The following is a 15,661-nucleotide window of genomic DNA, read 5'->3' on the forward strand; positions in this document are numbered from 1 at the left end:
TCAAATATTCGATCAAGTTATGTGCTTTAATTCTCGGTGGCTGTACTTTAATTATGTGTGGCTGTGCTCAATTTGTACGGTTAGCCGACTCATTTAGCGCAAGCTTAAAAAGGCGGTGGATTATGAAGGAGAACTGGTGCGTTATGCAGGAGAGCCAGAGGAACATGAAGGAGAGCTGGTGGGTTATGTAGGATAGCCAGTGGATTGTGAAGGAGAGCCAGGGGATTATGAGAGAGAACTAGTGGGTTATGCAGGAGAACAAGGAGCTGCGATCAAGCTAGTGCTTCATAGTAAACCACATCATCGTTGATCGAGACTTGGTTTTTACCATTCGCTTTCGCGCGATATAGTGCATCATCGGTAACACGAATCAGTGTATCAATGGTGTTGGCAGAGTGGGACAAGCACTGGTTGGTAACGCCAATACTAACGCTCGCTGTAAAAGCGCGGCGATTAATGCCATAGAAGGTATGTTGGTTAAAGGTGTGGCAGATTCGTTCGCTGATGATTTTGGTATGGGTCGATTTCGCTTTTGGAATGAACACAATAAACTCCTCGCCACCCCAACGTCCAACTACGCCACCTAACAACTCAATGTGAGTTTTAATGGTGTCTGCTAAGTGCCTAATCACCGTGTCACCCACGGTATGCCCAAATCGATCGTTAATCGATTTGAAGTCATCAATATCAATCAACAGACATGACATCGCCATATGCTGATTAACCGGCTTCTTGAGCCAATCGTAAATAGCACGACGATTGAACACATGCGTTAAGTCATCATGCATCGCTCGATGCAGCAACTCCCTTTCTAGTAATACTTTATCGGTGACTTCTTCAAGGATCACTTGTATCGCGTCTTCACCTTCCCAGTTAATCACGTTGTCATAGAGGTTGAAGTATTTGTGGGTGCCATCAAAGCATTGGTTAGACACCACGGAACTAAAGTTGGGTGTATTGCCATTGAGAATGTTCTCACAGCGTCTGATGGCCGTTGAACGCTGATCTTCAGGTACGATGGATAGGATGGAGTCCATTGCAAGCACTTGCTCTATTGAGTCTGCACCTTGTTGTTCTACCCACGCTTGGTTGACCATTAAAGGTTTGAAGTTTCTATGGATCAGGATCCCTTGTTTCGATGTATTAAGTAGCTTGCGATACATGCGATCCGTTTCGTTACGTTTGCGCTGAGCTTCGACTACGGATGTGATGTCGATGATAGTGACTTGGAGGGCGGGTTTGCTATTGAGTTCAATAATGTGTGATAGGCAAAAGATAGAGATGTTGCGGCCATTGGCTGGAATATCGGTGTACAACTTTCCTTTTTTTAGTTTGCCTTTTATGGCCTCTAAGTAACGTTTCTTGGCTAGCTCTTGGTAACTGTCAGGAACTAACGCATAAACAAATTCAACGTTCAATAACAGCTTTTCACGGGTTCGGTAACCAAAGATCTGAGCGATTTCGTTGTCGACATCAATAATTCTGTGATTTTGCAGTGTCATGCGCCCTTGCGCGGAATCGAAGTTCTGGCAGGGTGTCGTGGTGGTTAAATCTAATTGAATGCTCATATCGACCTGGCTACTTATTCGTTAAATTGAAACAGGTGTTGTTCCTCGGCGTAGTGACCACACAGGCATTGTGGAACACTTTTATGAAGAGACTAGATAAGAAAAATATGCTATCTAGGTAAGGTCAGTATGGCATTTATAATTTTATGATTAATCAGTAATTTTACTGATTCAAACGGAGTTCTTGGAAAGGAAACAATCAGGAAAGCAGGACAGTAATTAAAGCCAAATCACTCAAGCTAAATAAGCGAACTAAACAAGGAGAGTTGAGGTAATGAAACCAGAAATAAAAGCACAGGATTCAATGGGCAACGGAACAGCATTGGAAAGCAGCACATCAATAGAAATTAAGCTTGATGACTTGTCGGGTGGGGAAGTCGTTGAATTGCTTGAAGAACACCTTGCCGATATGTATGCCACGTCACCAGCTGAAAGCGTTCATGCATTGGATCTTGATGGACTTAAGTCGCCAGAAATTACCTTTTTCAGCGCTTGGAAAGACAGCCAACTGCTCGGGTGTGTTGCGATTAAAGAGCTTGATGCACAACATGCTGAACTGAAATCAATGAGAACCTCACAGTTTGCTCGAAAGTCAGGTGTTGCAAGCCAACTGTTACAGCATGTAATAGACACAGCAACCGTTCGCCAGTATCAAACAATCAGTTTAGAGACCGGCTCAGAAGACTACTTTAAGGCCGCGCGTAACCTGTACGAAAAGTTTGGCTTTGGATACTGCGAACCCTTTGCTGACTATGTGTTGGATCCGCACAGCCAGTTCATGAGTATTGAGTTGCGTTAGATGCGTTAGATGCGTTAGATGCGGTCGATGAGGTAAATGCGGTCGAAATTGTAGATCGAAGTAAAAGAAAGATTCCCTATCACGTTCGTTCCTCACTGTAGGGAATGACAGGGTGGGATGTATCTCTACGTAGAAAGTGACACGGTTGTAGTTCCTCGCTGTTAAGAGTGAGGTGGTTGTAGCGCCTCACAGTAGGAAGTGACGAGCACAACATTGACTTGATTCCCCAGCGTCATTCCAGAACCGAGGGACGAGGTATGTGGAATCTCTAATCTCAAAGCGAGATTCCCTATAACGCTCGTCCCTCGCTTTAGGGAATGACGAATATCTGGCATCAATGACTAATAGTTAAAGCGTTAGCGTGTTTCTAGTTCTGCAAATATCGCTTCGGCATCTACTACGCTGCCTGAAATAGAAAGGGTACTGAAAGGAACCAAATCTTCTGGGCTTGATGGCTTTTTAACAAGCAGCTCTGGGTAGATTTTTGATTCACCCATTAACATCGCCTTTAGCTCTTTTACCGATAAATCAGGATAGCGCGACCACACCAACGCAGCGACGCCAGAAACGACAGGCGCAGCCATACTTGTGCCACTTTTCGAACCGTAAGTATTTCCCGGTGTGGTTGATAAAATGCGGTACCCAGGTGCAAACACATCAACCGATTTCTGACCGAAGTTACTGAAGCTCGCCACTAACGTTTCGTCGGCGTATTTTGCTGATGCACCCACATCTAACCATGTTGAAATAGGCTTTGAACGGTAGTGCTTCGCGTAGCGGTTTGGAAAGCTTGGTTTGATGTCGTTATCGTTGCGGCTGTTCCCCGCAGAGTGAACAATCAACACACCTTTACGCGCTGCATAACGGAACGCGTGGTCAACGATGTACTTACGTGGCGAGTAGCTCTTGCCGAAGCTCATGTTAATGACTTTAGCACCATTATCGACGGCGTAACGCACCGCATTGGCAATATCTTTGTCTCGCTCATCGCCATTTGGCACCATACGTACTGCCATGATCTGAGCATGATCTGCCACACCATCAATACCCACTGAGTTGTTACGCTCAGCAGCGATGATTCCAGCAACGTGTGTGCCGTGTGAGCCTACAGGGCCTTTCACATCGTTGTTGCCGTAGCCTTTTTCCCAAGGGTTAGAAATGTCATCCCAAACAATATCGCCACGCGTATCGAGCTCTAGGTTAAGGTGAAAATCTAGAGAGTCTTGATAGCGGCTACGACGTGATTCTAGATATTCGAATGAATACCATGAATCAAATACGCTCAAAAGCCCTTCAGCTGCTGTAACAATGCTGGGATTTTCGTTATTCAATAGCGGTTGCAATCCGTTTACCGTGAAGTCTTTGTGATCGGTGAGTTCAAGGATTTCTGCTTTGTACTCGTTGGCTTGCTCAGTTGCTGTTGTTACACGATTCAATGCATCTTGGTCATCTTTTAGAGACGACAAGTAATCAGATTCAACACCTTGATAGTACTTACGTTTCTTACGCGGAATCCAATGTCCGTTCTCTTTTAACTCAAGGTACTTTTTGTATTCTCTAGTGACTTCTAACGTGTCTTGGTCAACGTTAATGCCTAACGAGTTACCCAAAAAGTTCCAGCCGTGGACATCGTCAATGTAACCATTGCCATCATCGTCAATCCCGTTGTTTGGGATCTCGTCTTCATTGGTCCAAAGTTTGTTTTTGAGGTCTTCGTGTTCAACGTCGACACCTGAATCAAGAACGGCAACGATGACTGGTTGTGGTTGAAGAGGGGGCATCAAGTAGTCGTATACCACATCAGAACCCACACCCTGAATTCTTGTGTAGCTTGCCGTTAAGTTAAACCAATCTCCGCGTTGTTCATGAGCGTTGCTCATCATTCTCATCGAGAAAAATGAAGGTTGAATAGTTTCTCGCGTGTAATCCTCAACAATTGTGCCTTTTACATCTTGGATGAAAGGTGAGTTGGCAGGTTGTGGCTCTGGGCTACTTTCATTCAGAGTCGTAGCTGATACGTGGGTCGAAGCCATAATTGCCAAAGCAAGCGTGGTGAGTCTTTGTCCGTGATTCATCTGTGGTGCATCCTTATCATTGTGCGACTAAATAGTTGTGCGACTAAATAGTTGTGCGACTAAATAGTTGTGCGACTAGAGCTGACTCTTTCGAAAGAAGTGTAAAAAACACGCAGTAAGTCAGTTTTGTGAGAGGGAAATGCCCGCTCAAAACGCAATCAAAAGGTAATATGCAATCAGACTTGTATCATTCACCTGAGCAATGAAATGGTAGGAAGATCTCACTGTGATCGATTTTTAATTCTCAAAGTTTGAGCTGAATTCTATTAATAAAATCAACATTTATAAAATAAAGATTGAAGTCAAAGATGTTTAAAATCAATTGATTAGTTTGTTAATTGCAGGGGGTGGTTTTGGCTCTCACTCAGCATTAAAGTGCTTTTGAAAGAGCCAAGATCAAGGAGCTTAGTCTTCGTGAGAGCTAAATTCAAAGCTTCCGTTGACGGCAAAATGGTCTGAAAGGTGCCAACTTCCCCAAGTGTCAGAGCTCAACCTTTGATGAAGCTTGACCGTATTAGTATTACTTGTTGCTCGTTTATGCATTCTGCTAACAAAAACGTAATCCAGATACTCTACATCAGCACCACCTGAATACTTATAAGCAGCATACGGGTTAATCGTCGGGTCAAAGGTTGCATTGGTGTAGCCTCTGAATTCTGGAGGATCAACATCCAACGTAGCTAGCATTAAAAGGTATTCCACGAAGTCGCTATTTTTATCGATATTGAAGTCTCCAGCATAGATAACCGCTTCGTTGGAAGGTATGCCTTTAGTCAGCATAAAGGTTCGCATCAGCCCTAGCTGTAGGCGTCTTAGACGTTTGGCTGCTGGCGTATTAAATGATGCTAGGTGAGTGTTGAATATATGGTATATCTCACCATCTTTGTCGACTTTGGTATAGACGACGCCTTTATCTGCGTAACAATCAGTTCCGGAGCAGTGTTCAAAAACTATACTGTCGGTTTCAATAATTGGATGGCGACTAAAAGTGACCACGCCTCCGTCGTACATCGCACTAGTGCCACCTCCTACTACCTCTGTTCTAAATGCATATTCCTCTGCTAGATCGTTGAATAGGATCTCTCGGTCTGAAGAAAAAGCTTCTTGAAGTGTGAGTACGTCATATCCGGAGAGAGTGTGGTCCAAGACACCTGCACGACTTGTAATGTTTGATGATACGCCGGGGAGCATCCATAGGTTATATGACCCAACGTTCAAGGTATTTGGGTCTTGATCAAAATCATTGATCGTATGTTCTGAGACTACAAATTCAACGTCGTCAAAGCCTGACGTGTATATAGCCTTAACACCGAACTCAGAGTGATATCCATCTTGGTTATATCGATGAAGAATATATGGGTTGTAGTCGGTCATCATCCCTTGATCTTTATACCCATAAGACAACGTTGAGCCTGAACCGTGGCCAACTAACCTAAGTTGACTTACAGGTTCTTGCGGCTTAGGTTCCCAAGTACCTTCGTTTGTTAATCGTGAAATTGTTAGGAAGTAGTCATACGTTGCGCCATTAACAAGCCCATAATATCGATTAAAATCAGCTACTTTAGCTTTTTGATAAGGCCAAATAACTAAGTCATTTTCAGTCAACCTGTATTGGTAACCGTTACTTACGGGTTCACTGGAGTCTATCGAAAAGTTTATTAATATGGGTTTGTCGGTGCGGTTTATATAGTAAAGTGATGTTGCGAGTGCTTGGCTGGCTATTGCCCAAATTATCAGTGTTGAACACAGCTTTTTAATCATGTTTCTTCCTTTGATTACATTCCTAAAATCGAAAACAGAAAGTAGCCCTGATATGCATTTGGTTGCAAATTAAAGATTTTGGTTTTGTGCTGTGTAACGCGCATGTGATCATATTGTAAATTTTATGAAAAATTACGCTGTTTTATAGTAACTTATGATTATTCTAACCGATTCGAAGTACATTCTATGACGACTTATTTTGCTGGTTTCTCTCTGGGGCTTTCGCTGATTCTTGCGATTGGTTCTCAAAATGCATTTGTTTTAAAGCAAGGGCTTAAGAATCAACACGTATTGGCAGTTTGTGCTGTATGTGCCATTTCTGATGCCTTACTAATTAGCTTCGGCGTTACAGGCTTTGGCGCAATCGTTAAACAGTTCCCACAAATTGAGCAGCTCGCTCGTTATGGCGGCGCTATCTTTTTGGGTGTCTACTCATTCTTAAGCTTCCGTTCAGCATTTACTGAAACCCACGCCTTAGAAGCCACTGCTGAAACCAAAGACTCGTTAACCAAAGCGATTGCGATGTGTTTGGCGTTTACTTGGCTTAATCCGCATGTGTATTTGGATACTGTGGTATTGCTGGGTTCTATCTCAACGCAATATCAACCTAATCAAATGTTGTTTGGCGCTGGTGCAGTATCGGCATCATTCGTGTTCTTCTTTTCACTTGGATATGGCGCACGCTTCTTGGCTCCAATGTTTAAGAACCCGAGAGCGTGGAAGGTGTTGGAATTTGTCGTTGGCATGATCATGGCGTCTATTGCAATATCTTTGATCGTTTAGCCGCTCGTAATTAGGCATTCAAACATATTATCTAAAGTTCCTACCGAAAGTGACGACTTAAAGTGACTGCCTTTAGTTGCCTTCGTATTTAATTATTTCCATAAAAATAGAATTATTTTTCGTCTTTCGGTTTTGGCGTTCGTCTTAGGGGTACAAATACAAATTAATGACCTAATTCGGAGTCAACCATGATTAAACTTGTTAGCTTTAAAAACTGCCCATTCGTTCAACGTGTAATGGGTGCTTTAGTAATCAAAAATGTCCCATTTGAAATTGAATACATTGAGCTAAATAATAAACCTCAATGGTTCCTAGATATTTCGCCAAACGGACAAGTGCCAGTATTGATTACAGAAAATGACACAGTTCTGTTTGAGTCAGATGCAATTGTTGAATACTTAGACGATAAATATGCGCCGATAGAAGAGGTGTCTGCAGAGCAAAAAGCACTAGATCGCGCTTGGTCTTATCAGGCAAGTAAACATTACATGCCGCAATGTGGAACGATGGGCAGTAAAGATAAAGAAACCTTTGAGACACGTTTAGCGAATCTTCAAAAATCCTTCCAAAAGGCCGAGAACAAGCTGGGTGACAGGGACTTCTTTAAAGGCGATTACATCTCTAACGTCGACATCGCTTGGCTACCACTGTTACACCGAGCGTCAGTGATTAAAGAAGGCTCCGGTTTTGATATGCTTGAAGGCTTTCCGAAAGTACAGAAGTGGCAAGCGGCGCTGATTGAATCTGGCTTGACCGATAAAACCGTTCCTGCGGACTTTATTGAGAAGTTCAGCGGCTTTTATTTAACGAATAACTATTTGGCTAGTCTCGCTGAAGCTCGTTAATAATATGAATTAAATTGAAATATATTTTAACAGCAAGCCGTTCTAAATAAATACCCTCCCAAAATTAAACTCATTCTTCTCTTTATATCTTTTATTGGAAAAAGAGAGGAGCAGGATGAGTTTTTATATTTAGGCGTGAAGATTCAGGTTGTTTTTGAGAACGAGTAACAATTTAGTTAGTACGGTAACAACATGATTATAATGAACTTAATATTGATGATGCTCAGGTTTACTATCAGGTTTATACGTGTTTTAGTACTCGTTACTTCTCAGGAAATACACCTGTCTCATAAATAAGACTAAGCTAAATATCTATGATTGTTCGTTTGATGACCTAAAAATCTTGTGGTACTTTCTCATTCGCTCCGCAAATGAACAGTGTTTCATTATTCATTAGGAGCTGGTTATTTAATTTATTTTAAACAGTAACGCAACAGGCGGAATAGTGTCGGAAGCTATTGGCTGTTGGCCAACGTTGCTGTAGGACAGACAAAAAAAGGGTATTTTCATGCTTAAATCATCATTTCTATTGGGCCTAATTGGCTTAGTTTCACTTCCTACACTTGCTGCTGGTATTGAGGGCGGTCCATACATTGGCGCAGGCCTTGGTGTGTATCAAGACTCAGACACTGACGGCGCAGGTAATTTAGATGCTGAAAGCATGGGGTACAGCCTTTACGGTGGTTACCAATTTAACCGTATTGTTGGTATTGAACTTGGTTACACGGATTACGCTGACTACGAAAAGTTTGGTACTAAGCTGCTTTCACCAACTTCTCTTTCTGTTGCAGCAAACGTAGGTTACACATTTGATAATTCAATTCGTCCGTTTGTAACCGCAGGTCTGAGCTACGTAGATTTGAACTCTAGCAACAGTGCTTTTTACGGTGACGATTCTGGTGCAGGTTTCCATTTTGGTATCGGTGTGGAATACAACCCAGTGGAGAACTTAACGCTTCGCCTGATCTCGCAAGCAGATGCTGTGAACATAGAAAACTACGCTTATATCAATGGCAATAAAGTTCGTCTAAGCAGCAAAGATGTAGCATTTAGCACAGTAACACTGGGTGCTTCGTACAATTTCTAATGGCTTCTATTAAATAGCTTAAAGCTAAAGCTATGGACACCTAAACCGCTCTAACGTTGAGCGGTTTTTTTATGTCAAAAATAACGATTGGTCACGCTGTGGGCGGAGTTGGTCCAAAGCCTGAAATTAGTTGGTTTTCACAAGCTTATAAAAGGGAATTATGTCGACTATTTTGGTAGATTAAAGGTATTACCGACTTCCAGTGAGCAGCAATGAAGATTCTTCACACGTCCGATTGGCATCTTGGCCAAAACTTCTACAATAAAAGCCGTAAGAATGAACATGAACGGTTTTTACAATGGTTACTTGAGCAAGTTACAGAGCACGACATCGACGCGATCATTGTTGCTGGCGACATTTTCGATACCAGCACACCGCCGAGTTACGCTCGTGAGATGTATAATAAGTTTGTGGTCGATTCGAACAAGATCGGCTGCCAATTGGTGTTGTTAGGTGGAAATCACGATTCAGTCTCTGTGCTTAAAGAGACCCAACAGTTACTCAAATACATGGGTGCAGACGTGATTCCTAATACCAATGAAGATCATGCGACTCAGGTTGTTGAACTAAAAGGCAAGAACGGCGATGTAGAAGCGCTGGTTTGTGCTATTCCTTTTATTCGCCCTCGCGATGTGTTGACCAGCCAGGCGGGCGTCACAGGCGTTGAGCGTCAGAAGCAACTCGGAGATGCAATCAAACAGCACTACCAAAGTGTTTATGATGCCGCTGTAGAAAAACGTGCGGAGTTTGAAAACAGCGAGCACATGCCGATTATCGCTACGGGTCATTTAACGGCGATGGGTGTTCAACAATCGGATTCGGTACGCGACATCTATGTCGGTAACCTTGATGGTTTTGCCGCTGATGGCTTCCCAGACGCAGACTATATTGCACTTGGTCATATCCACCGCCCACAAGTGGTGGCAAAGCGTGAATACATTCGTTACTGTGGCTCACCAATCCCATTAAGCTTTGATGAACTTAAATCTCAAAAGCAGGTATGTGTGGTTGAGTTTATTGAGGGCGAGCGCACCATTTCTCAATTGCCAGTTCCAACGTTCCAACCCCTAGCTGAAATCAAAGGCGACTTGAGCGAGATCGAATCTCAACTGAATCAATATATAGGCTTAGATAGCGACCAAAGCGTGTGGTTATCGATAGAAGTGCAAGCGCAAGATTACTTGTCGGATCTTCAAGAACGTATGCGCGCACTAACCGAAGGTTTGAATGTGGAAGTGCTGCAACTGCGCCGCGCAAGAGAACGCCGTAACCAAGCTTTAGAGCAAGAGTCGGTAGAAACCTTATCTGAATTGAGCCCGATGGACGTGTTTACGAAGCGTATTGCCTTAGAAGAATTTGAAACCGATTCTGAAAAAGCACGTTTAGAGCGCATGACGGTGAAGTTTAAACAAGTGATGGTTGAAGTGTCCGAGAGCGCTCAAGCGCCAAACAAAGTAGAAGAGTAACCAGTATGAAGATTTTAAGCCTAGAATTTGAAAACCTGAACTCTTTGAAAGGACGTTGGAAGCTCGATTTTACCCAATCACCGTTTGCGGAAAATGGCTTGTTTGCGATTACTGGCCCAACAGGGGCGGGTAAAACCACCATTCTTGACGCGATTTGTTTGGCATTGTTCCACCGCACGCCGCGTTTGAAAAGTATCGCCAAAGGCAACAACGAATTAATGACGCGTGGCACGGGTGAGTGTTTTGCTGAACTGGAGTTTGAAGTACAGGGCAAAACGTATCGCTCTAACTTCCACCAAAAGCGAGCGCGTGGAAAACACGATGGCGCATTACAAACACCAACGTGCGAATTTGCGGATGCGGACACCGATAAAGTCTTAGAGACTATGTTGACCAAGAAGACAAAGTTAGTGGAGCAGGTAACTGGTCTCAATTTTTCGCGCTTCACTAAATCCATCATGTTGTCTCAGGGTGAGTTTGCAGCGTTCTTAAACGCCAATGCTAACGACCGTGCCGAGCTACTTGAAGAGCTGACGGGCACAGAAGTCTATAGCCTGATCTCTGAGCGCATCTACGATCATTTCAAGTCGAGTGAAGAGTCGCTTAATCACCTTAAAGCGAAAGCCGAAGGGGTGAGCTTACTCTCTGAAGAGCAAATCCAAGAGCTAACCGCAGAACGAGAAACGTTAGAAGCCGAGCAGAAGCGTTTGTCTGAGCAGTTAAAAGAGTGGCAAGCGCATCTTAGCTGGTGGAAAGACGTGACTAAAGCTGAGCAAACTATCGCGACCAGTGAGCACGATCTTAAAACAGCTCAAGATAAACTAGGCCGTAACCAACCATCACTAGAGCGTTTGGCATACAGTGAACCGGCTGAAAAGCTGCGCCCAATGCACAAAGATTTAAAGCGTTGCGAACTAGAGGTGAACACTACTCAAGCTCATTTAGATAACAGCACTAAGTTACTTGCCGTTCGTGATGCAGAGAAGCAAGACGCGCAAACTAAACTGACTCAAAGCAGTGCAATTGTCGAACAGGTTAAAACCGAGCAACAAGAACAAGAGAAGATCATCGATCTTGTCCGCCCGCTAGATAACCAAATTGCCGTACTCAAAGATAAGCAAACTGCGGCCGTTACTGCAGCAAATACGCTAAACGAGCAACATACGCAGCAGCGTAATCAACAAGTCGTTTTGGTCCAAAAAACAGATGCACTGAAGCAACAAGATCAACTCAGCACTGAGTACTTAAATACACATCAAGCTGACCAACATCTGGAAAAATACTTAGGTCAGTGGCAAGCAAAGGTAGAGCAAGTTCGTACTCTAGAGCGTCAGCATGCAGAACAGTTAAACTCAGCGAAGCAAACTTTGTCTGCGGTTGATACTCAGCTAACGATCATCAAATCTGCGCAAGACGCTAAAGCAACGCAAGATAAGACCTTAGCTGAATTGGTGGTGCTAGAGAGTAGTGCAAAGCAACAGTGGGAAGCATTGCAAGGCAACACTAGCGAGCAAGTGTTGAATTCGCAAAAAGATCTGTTGGAGTTTTGGAATCGCCATACGCACTCATTACTTGAGATCAATCGTGGTTTCCTAAATGCCCAGCATCAGCTGCATGCAAAAACACAGGCACATCAAACTAACATTCAGTTGGTCGACAAGCTTTCGAAAGAACGTGAAGTGCTGGTGGAGCGATATAAAGAGAGAGAGACTTCGCTTGAACGATTAACGCGTTTGATTGATCAAGAAGGCGAGTTGGCAAAATACCGTGCAGCTCTAGAATCTGGGTCTGAATGCCCACTGTGTGGTTCAACAGACCATTCGATTGAACAGTCGCAAGATATTGCAAATTTAGTTGCTCAAAAAGATAGAGAAAACCTAGAGCTAACAGCTATCAAAAAAGAAGGCCAAGAGCATCGTCAGCAGTTAGATTCTCTTGCCCCTATGATTGCAGCGCTTAACGATGACATTCAACGTGCACAAGCGGATATTCAGCAGGCTCAAATGAATTGGCAAGGCGTTGTCGGCAAGCTTCAACAGAGCTTATCTGATTTCGTTGGCACGGCTCCTGAACTAGCGCTGCTAACAATTAACGATTTAGGCAATGAAGCTACAGTCGCGACCTTTGCTCAGCAGTGTGAAGTTCAACTAAGTCAGAGCTTGCAGCAACTCAAAGCGTTGGCTGATGCTAAAACGCACTATGCTGAAGCTGAGAAACAACGCTTGTCTGCAAGCGTTGTGGCTGACAAAGCGCAGTCTAATCTCGAGTTGGCCGAGCAACGCTTAGCGGATCTGAATAAGCAAAATCACAGCACGAACGAACAAGTGGCTCAGATAGCTCTAGCAAAAGAACAGCAATGGAACGCTCTGAATGAGAGCATTGTTCAAACGGCTATCGAAGCGCCTGAACTTGAACATATCGATGATTGGTTTACTGCGAAATCACAAGCATCAAGCATGTGGCAACAGACTAAACAACAAAATGCCGATATTGAGAAGCAACTGATTACTCAAAATGCCGAACTGAAAACCTTAGATGACAAGCTAAGTAGCGCAGAGAAAGAGCTCGCGACACTGACGCAAGAGAGTGAGTCTTTAGTGTCAGAGCTCACTCGTGTAACGGCTGAAAGAACAGAATTGTTTGGTGATAAAGACATTCAAGCCACCAGCAATGCGATGAAGCAAAAAGTCACTGAAGCGGTAAATGCATTTGATGCAGCGCAGTTAGTGCTTAACCGTTGCAAGCTGGAACATCGAACCGAGCAAACCAAACACACTGGTTTCTTGGACGAGTTGGTCAGTAAGCAATCGAGCTACACACAAGCGTCGAATGGTTGGTCAGAAGCGCTGAAAACGAGCCCATTCGAAGGTGAGGCTGATTTTGAAGCAGCATTGTTGGATGAAGAGGTTAGAACTCAACTTCAAAGCCTGAAGAAGTCTTTAGACGAAGCGACTGTCAGTGCACAAGCTAGGTTGAACACCGCCAAAGCGACGCAAGTGGAGCTACAAAACCACGCAAATGCTAAAGCATGGCAAGAGCAAGACCAACAGCAAGTTGAAGAAGCGACTACTGAATGCCAAAACGCACAACAAAGCCATGCGACAAAGATCGGTGCGATTTCTGCCAATCTTGAAACGGATAGCCAGAACCGCAGTAATCAGCAAGATCTGTTTAAGCAAATAGACGAGCAACAGGTCGACTTTGATGATATTTCACGTCTGAATTCACTTATTGGTTCTAAGAACGGCGACAAGTTCCGTAAGTTTGCTCAAGGTCTAACACTGGAAAACTTGGTGTACTTGGCGAACAAGCAGCTACAGCGTTTGCATGGTCGATACGAGCTAAAACGTAAAGCCGATGATGGCTTAGAGCTGCAAGTGCTTGATACATGGCAGGGCGATGTGATGCGTGACACTAAGACCTTGTCAGGTGGTGAAAGCTTCTTGGTTAGCTTGGCGTTGGCATTAGCGCTTTCTGATCTTGTGAGTTACAAAACCAGTATTGATTCTTTGTTCTTGGATGAAGGTTTCGGCACGCTGGATAGCGACACATTGGACATTGCCCTAAACGCGCTCGATAACCTGAATGCGTCAGGCAAGATGATTGGCGTCATTAGCCACGTTGAAGCATTGAAAGAGCGAGTGCCTGTTCAGCTTAAAGTGACAAAACACTCTGGCTTAGGTGTGAGTGAGATGGAGAAGCAGTACAAGGTTGTCGCTTAGCTTCTAGTCATATTCATCAGTGCAGAAATAGAAACAGAGCTGGATTAAGCAGATCCCCGACTCAGTCGTTCCTCCTTCTCGAGGATGACGGAGTTTCGGGGGGCTGTTATCAATCACTCCGCCGTCACGTTCTGCAGTAAAGAACGATTAGAGTAGCTGCCGCTATTCCCTAAAATGAGGCGCGAGCGTAACGGGGAATCTGAGTTTGTTGGTATTGCCTTCGTCACTCCCTAGAGCGAGGAATGAACCTAATAGAGAATCTCTAGTAGACGCGGGAAGTGGACTCATCAAAAAGGAAACGGCCATGCACAAGAAGCCCCATTTACCAACTAAGACATGTCCTATTTGCAAAAAGCCTTTCTCATGGCGTAAAAAGTGGCAACGTTGTTGGGATGACGTGATTTACTGTTCTGAACGTTGTCGTCGTCATAAGCCAACTTTGGCGTAATTTCTGTTCGTTTTTAGGACACGTTGATAGTTTCGTCATTCATTTCTTAAGTTAATATTTCTATCTGTAAGACAACTAATGTATAAAGGCGGCATGAAGATACCTAAAAGAATACAGCCCTTAGTTGACGATGGTTTAGTCGACGAGGTGACAAGCCAATTAATGAGTGGCAAAGAAGCATCAGTGTACATAGTACGCTGCGGCGATACGATCCGTTGTGCCAAGGTATATAAGGAAATAAGCCAGCGCAGCTTTAAAAAAGCAACGGCGTATCGTGAAGGCCGAAAAGTACGTAATAGCCGCCGTGCCAGAGCGATGGAAAAAGGCTCTGGTTTTGGCCGAGAACAACAAGAGAAAGTGTGGCAAAGCGCTGAAGTGGATGCCTTGTATAAACTGGCAGAAGCGGGTGTTCGTGTGCCTGTTCCTTATGGCTGTTTTGATGGCGTGCTGCTTATGGAGCTAGTCACTGATGATGACGGTTATGTTGCTCCAAGATTGAACGATGTTGTGATGCCGCCAGAACAAGCGATTGAAGATCATGCGGTGATGATGACTTACGTGGTTAAAATGCTTTGCGTTGGTTTGATCCATGGTGACTTGTCTGAGTTTAACGTATTGGTTGATGAATACGGTCCGGTGATTATCGATCTACCACAAGCGGTTGATGCTTCGGCGAACAACAACGCTGAGTGGATGTTGGCTCGTGACATCAATAACATCCGTGATTATTACGCTCAGTTTGCTCCTGAATTGGCGAAAACCGAGTATGCCAAGGAAATTTGGGCGTTATACGAGAAAGGTGACTTAAAGCCAGACAGCAAGCTGACGGGTGAGTTTACAGAAACGGACGATTCGGCTGATATCGAAGCTATTATGCAAGAGATAGATGCTGCGCGAATTGAAGAACAACACCGACGCGAGCGTGTTAAAGAAGAGAAAGAAGGTGTAGACGACAGTAAGTTCAATTGGACTGAGTAGTCGTAATGACCCGTTTTGATCTTTCGTAAAATGTCAGTCATAACGCCTTAAAAAAAAAGGCGCTCTTTCAAAAAATAACCCAATGGAGCCTCAACTCTGTTGGGTTTTCTTTTTTTAACACTCATGAAA

11 protein-coding genes are annotated in these 15,661 nt (G+C 43.9%); 8 read left to right on the forward strand and 3 right to left on the reverse strand.

All coding sequences use genetic code 11. The features are described from left to right. Nucleotides 1–272: 272 nt before the first annotated feature. Nucleotides 273–1,568 carry a sensor domain-containing diguanylate cyclase gene (locus OCU90_RS08035; RefSeq protein ID WP_061024820.1) on the reverse strand — a complete coding sequence of 432 codons (1,296 nt, stop codon included), beginning with the start codon at nt 1,566–1,568 and terminating at the stop codon, nt 273–275. 274 nt (nt 1,569–1,842) lie between these two features. Here OCU90_RS08035 and OCU90_RS08040 point away from each other — a divergent pair, with 274 nt between their 5' ends. Next, on the forward strand, nt 1,843–2,367 hold the full coding sequence (locus OCU90_RS08040) for a GNAT family N-acetyltransferase (RefSeq protein ID WP_061024818.1): 525 nt from the start codon (nt 1,843–1,845) through the stop codon (nt 2,365–2,367). Between the two features lie 356 nt (nt 2,368–2,723). On the opposite strand, the gene OCU90_RS08045 is transcribed toward OCU90_RS08040, so the two are convergent. Next, nucleotides 2,724–4,442 carry a S8 family peptidase gene (locus OCU90_RS08045; RefSeq protein WP_061024816.1) on the reverse strand — a complete coding sequence of 573 codons (1,719 nt, stop codon included), beginning with the start codon at nt 4,440–4,442 and terminating at the stop codon, nt 2,724–2,726. Nucleotides 4,443–4,847: 405 nt separating this feature from the next. Then, nucleotides 4,848–6,203: a sphingomyelin phosphodiesterase gene (locus OCU90_RS08050; protein WP_061024814.1), complete on the reverse strand. Its 1,356-nt coding sequence runs from the start codon at nt 6,201–6,203 to the stop codon at nt 4,848–4,850. A gap of 186 nt (nt 6,204–6,389) precedes the next feature. Here OCU90_RS08050 and OCU90_RS08055 point away from each other — a divergent pair, with 186 nt between their 5' ends. The 7 genes from OCU90_RS08055 to OCU90_RS08085 all read left to right on the forward strand — a co-directional run bounded on the left by OCU90_RS08055 (nt 6,390) and on the right by OCU90_RS08085 (nt 15,532). Further along, nucleotides 6,390–6,986, forward strand: a complete 597-nt coding sequence (locus OCU90_RS08055; protein ID WP_017078060.1) for a LysE/ArgO family amino acid transporter — start codon at nt 6,390–6,392, stop codon at nt 6,984–6,986. Between the two features lie 188 nt (nt 6,987–7,174). Further along, nucleotides 7,175–7,831, forward strand: a complete 657-nt coding sequence (locus OCU90_RS08060) for a glutathione S-transferase family protein (protein WP_054541317.1) — start codon at nt 7,175–7,177, stop codon at nt 7,829–7,831. A 508-nt stretch (nt 7,832–8,339) separates the two neighbouring features. Continuing rightward, nucleotides 8,340–8,918 carry a porin family protein gene (locus OCU90_RS08065; protein WP_061024812.1) on the forward strand — a complete coding sequence of 193 codons (579 nt, stop codon included), beginning with the start codon at nt 8,340–8,342 and terminating at the stop codon, nt 8,916–8,918. A gap of 212 nt (nt 8,919–9,130) precedes the next feature. Then, nucleotides 9,131–10,384: an exonuclease subunit SbcD gene (sbcD, locus tag OCU90_RS08070; protein WP_061024809.1), complete on the forward strand. Its 1,254-nt coding sequence runs from the start codon at nt 9,131–9,133 to the stop codon at nt 10,382–10,384. A 5-nt stretch (nt 10,385–10,389) separates the two neighbouring features. Then, nucleotides 10,390–14,106, forward strand: a complete 3,717-nt coding sequence (locus OCU90_RS08075; protein ID WP_061024807.1) for an AAA family ATPase — start codon at nt 10,390–10,392, stop codon at nt 14,104–14,106. Nucleotides 14,107–14,410: 304 nt separating this feature from the next. After that, nucleotides 14,411–14,554 carry a DUF2256 domain-containing protein gene (locus OCU90_RS08080; RefSeq protein WP_081090015.1) on the forward strand — a complete coding sequence of 48 codons (144 nt, stop codon included), beginning with the start codon at nt 14,411–14,413 and terminating at the stop codon, nt 14,552–14,554. A 93-nt stretch (nt 14,555–14,647) separates the two neighbouring features. Beyond that, on the forward strand, nt 14,648–15,532 hold the full coding sequence (locus OCU90_RS08085; protein ID WP_282956651.1) for a PA4780 family RIO1-like protein kinase: 885 nt from the start codon (nt 14,648–14,650) through the stop codon (nt 15,530–15,532). The last annotated feature ends 129 nt before the right edge of the window (nt 15,533–15,661 follow it).

Origin of the sequence: Vibrio splendidus (genome assembly GCF_024347615.1) — a bacterium.
GTDB lineage: Bacteria > Pseudomonadota > Gammaproteobacteria > Enterobacterales > Vibrionaceae > Vibrio > Vibrio splendidus.

Coding starts and splice junctions, on each gene's coding strand:
- OCU90_RS08050 (WP_061024814.1), bottom strand. CDS start 6,203: ATGATTAAAAAGCTGTGTTCAACACTGATAATTTGGGCAATAGCCAGC.
- sbcD (WP_061024809.1), top strand. CDS start 9,131: ATGAAGATTCTTCACACGTCCGATTGGCATCTTGGCCAAAACTTCTAC.
- OCU90_RS08060 (WP_054541317.1), top strand. CDS start 7,175: ATGATTAAACTTGTTAGCTTTAAAAACTGCCCATTCGTTCAACGTGTA.
- OCU90_RS08055 (WP_017078060.1), top strand. CDS start 6,390: ATGACGACTTATTTTGCTGGTTTCTCTCTGGGGCTTTCGCTGATTCTT.
- OCU90_RS08040 (WP_061024818.1), top strand. CDS start 1,843: ATGAAACCAGAAATAAAAGCACAGGATTCAATGGGCAACGGAACAGCA.
- OCU90_RS08065 (WP_061024812.1), top strand. CDS start 8,340: ATGCTTAAATCATCATTTCTATTGGGCCTAATTGGCTTAGTTTCACTT.
- OCU90_RS08035 (WP_061024820.1), bottom strand. CDS start 1,568: ATGAGCATTCAATTAGATTTAACCACCACGACACCCTGCCAGAACTTC.
- OCU90_RS08045 (WP_061024816.1), bottom strand. CDS start 4,442: ATGAATCACGGACAAAGACTCACCACGCTTGCTTTGGCAATTATGGCT.
- OCU90_RS08080 (WP_081090015.1), top strand. CDS start 14,411: ATGCACAAGAAGCCCCATTTACCAACTAAGACATGTCCTATTTGCAAA.
- OCU90_RS08075 (WP_061024807.1), top strand. CDS start 10,390: ATGAAGATTTTAAGCCTAGAATTTGAAAACCTGAACTCTTTGAAAGGA.
- OCU90_RS08085 (WP_282956651.1), top strand. CDS start 14,648: ATGAAGATACCTAAAAGAATACAGCCCTTAGTTGACGATGGTTTAGTC.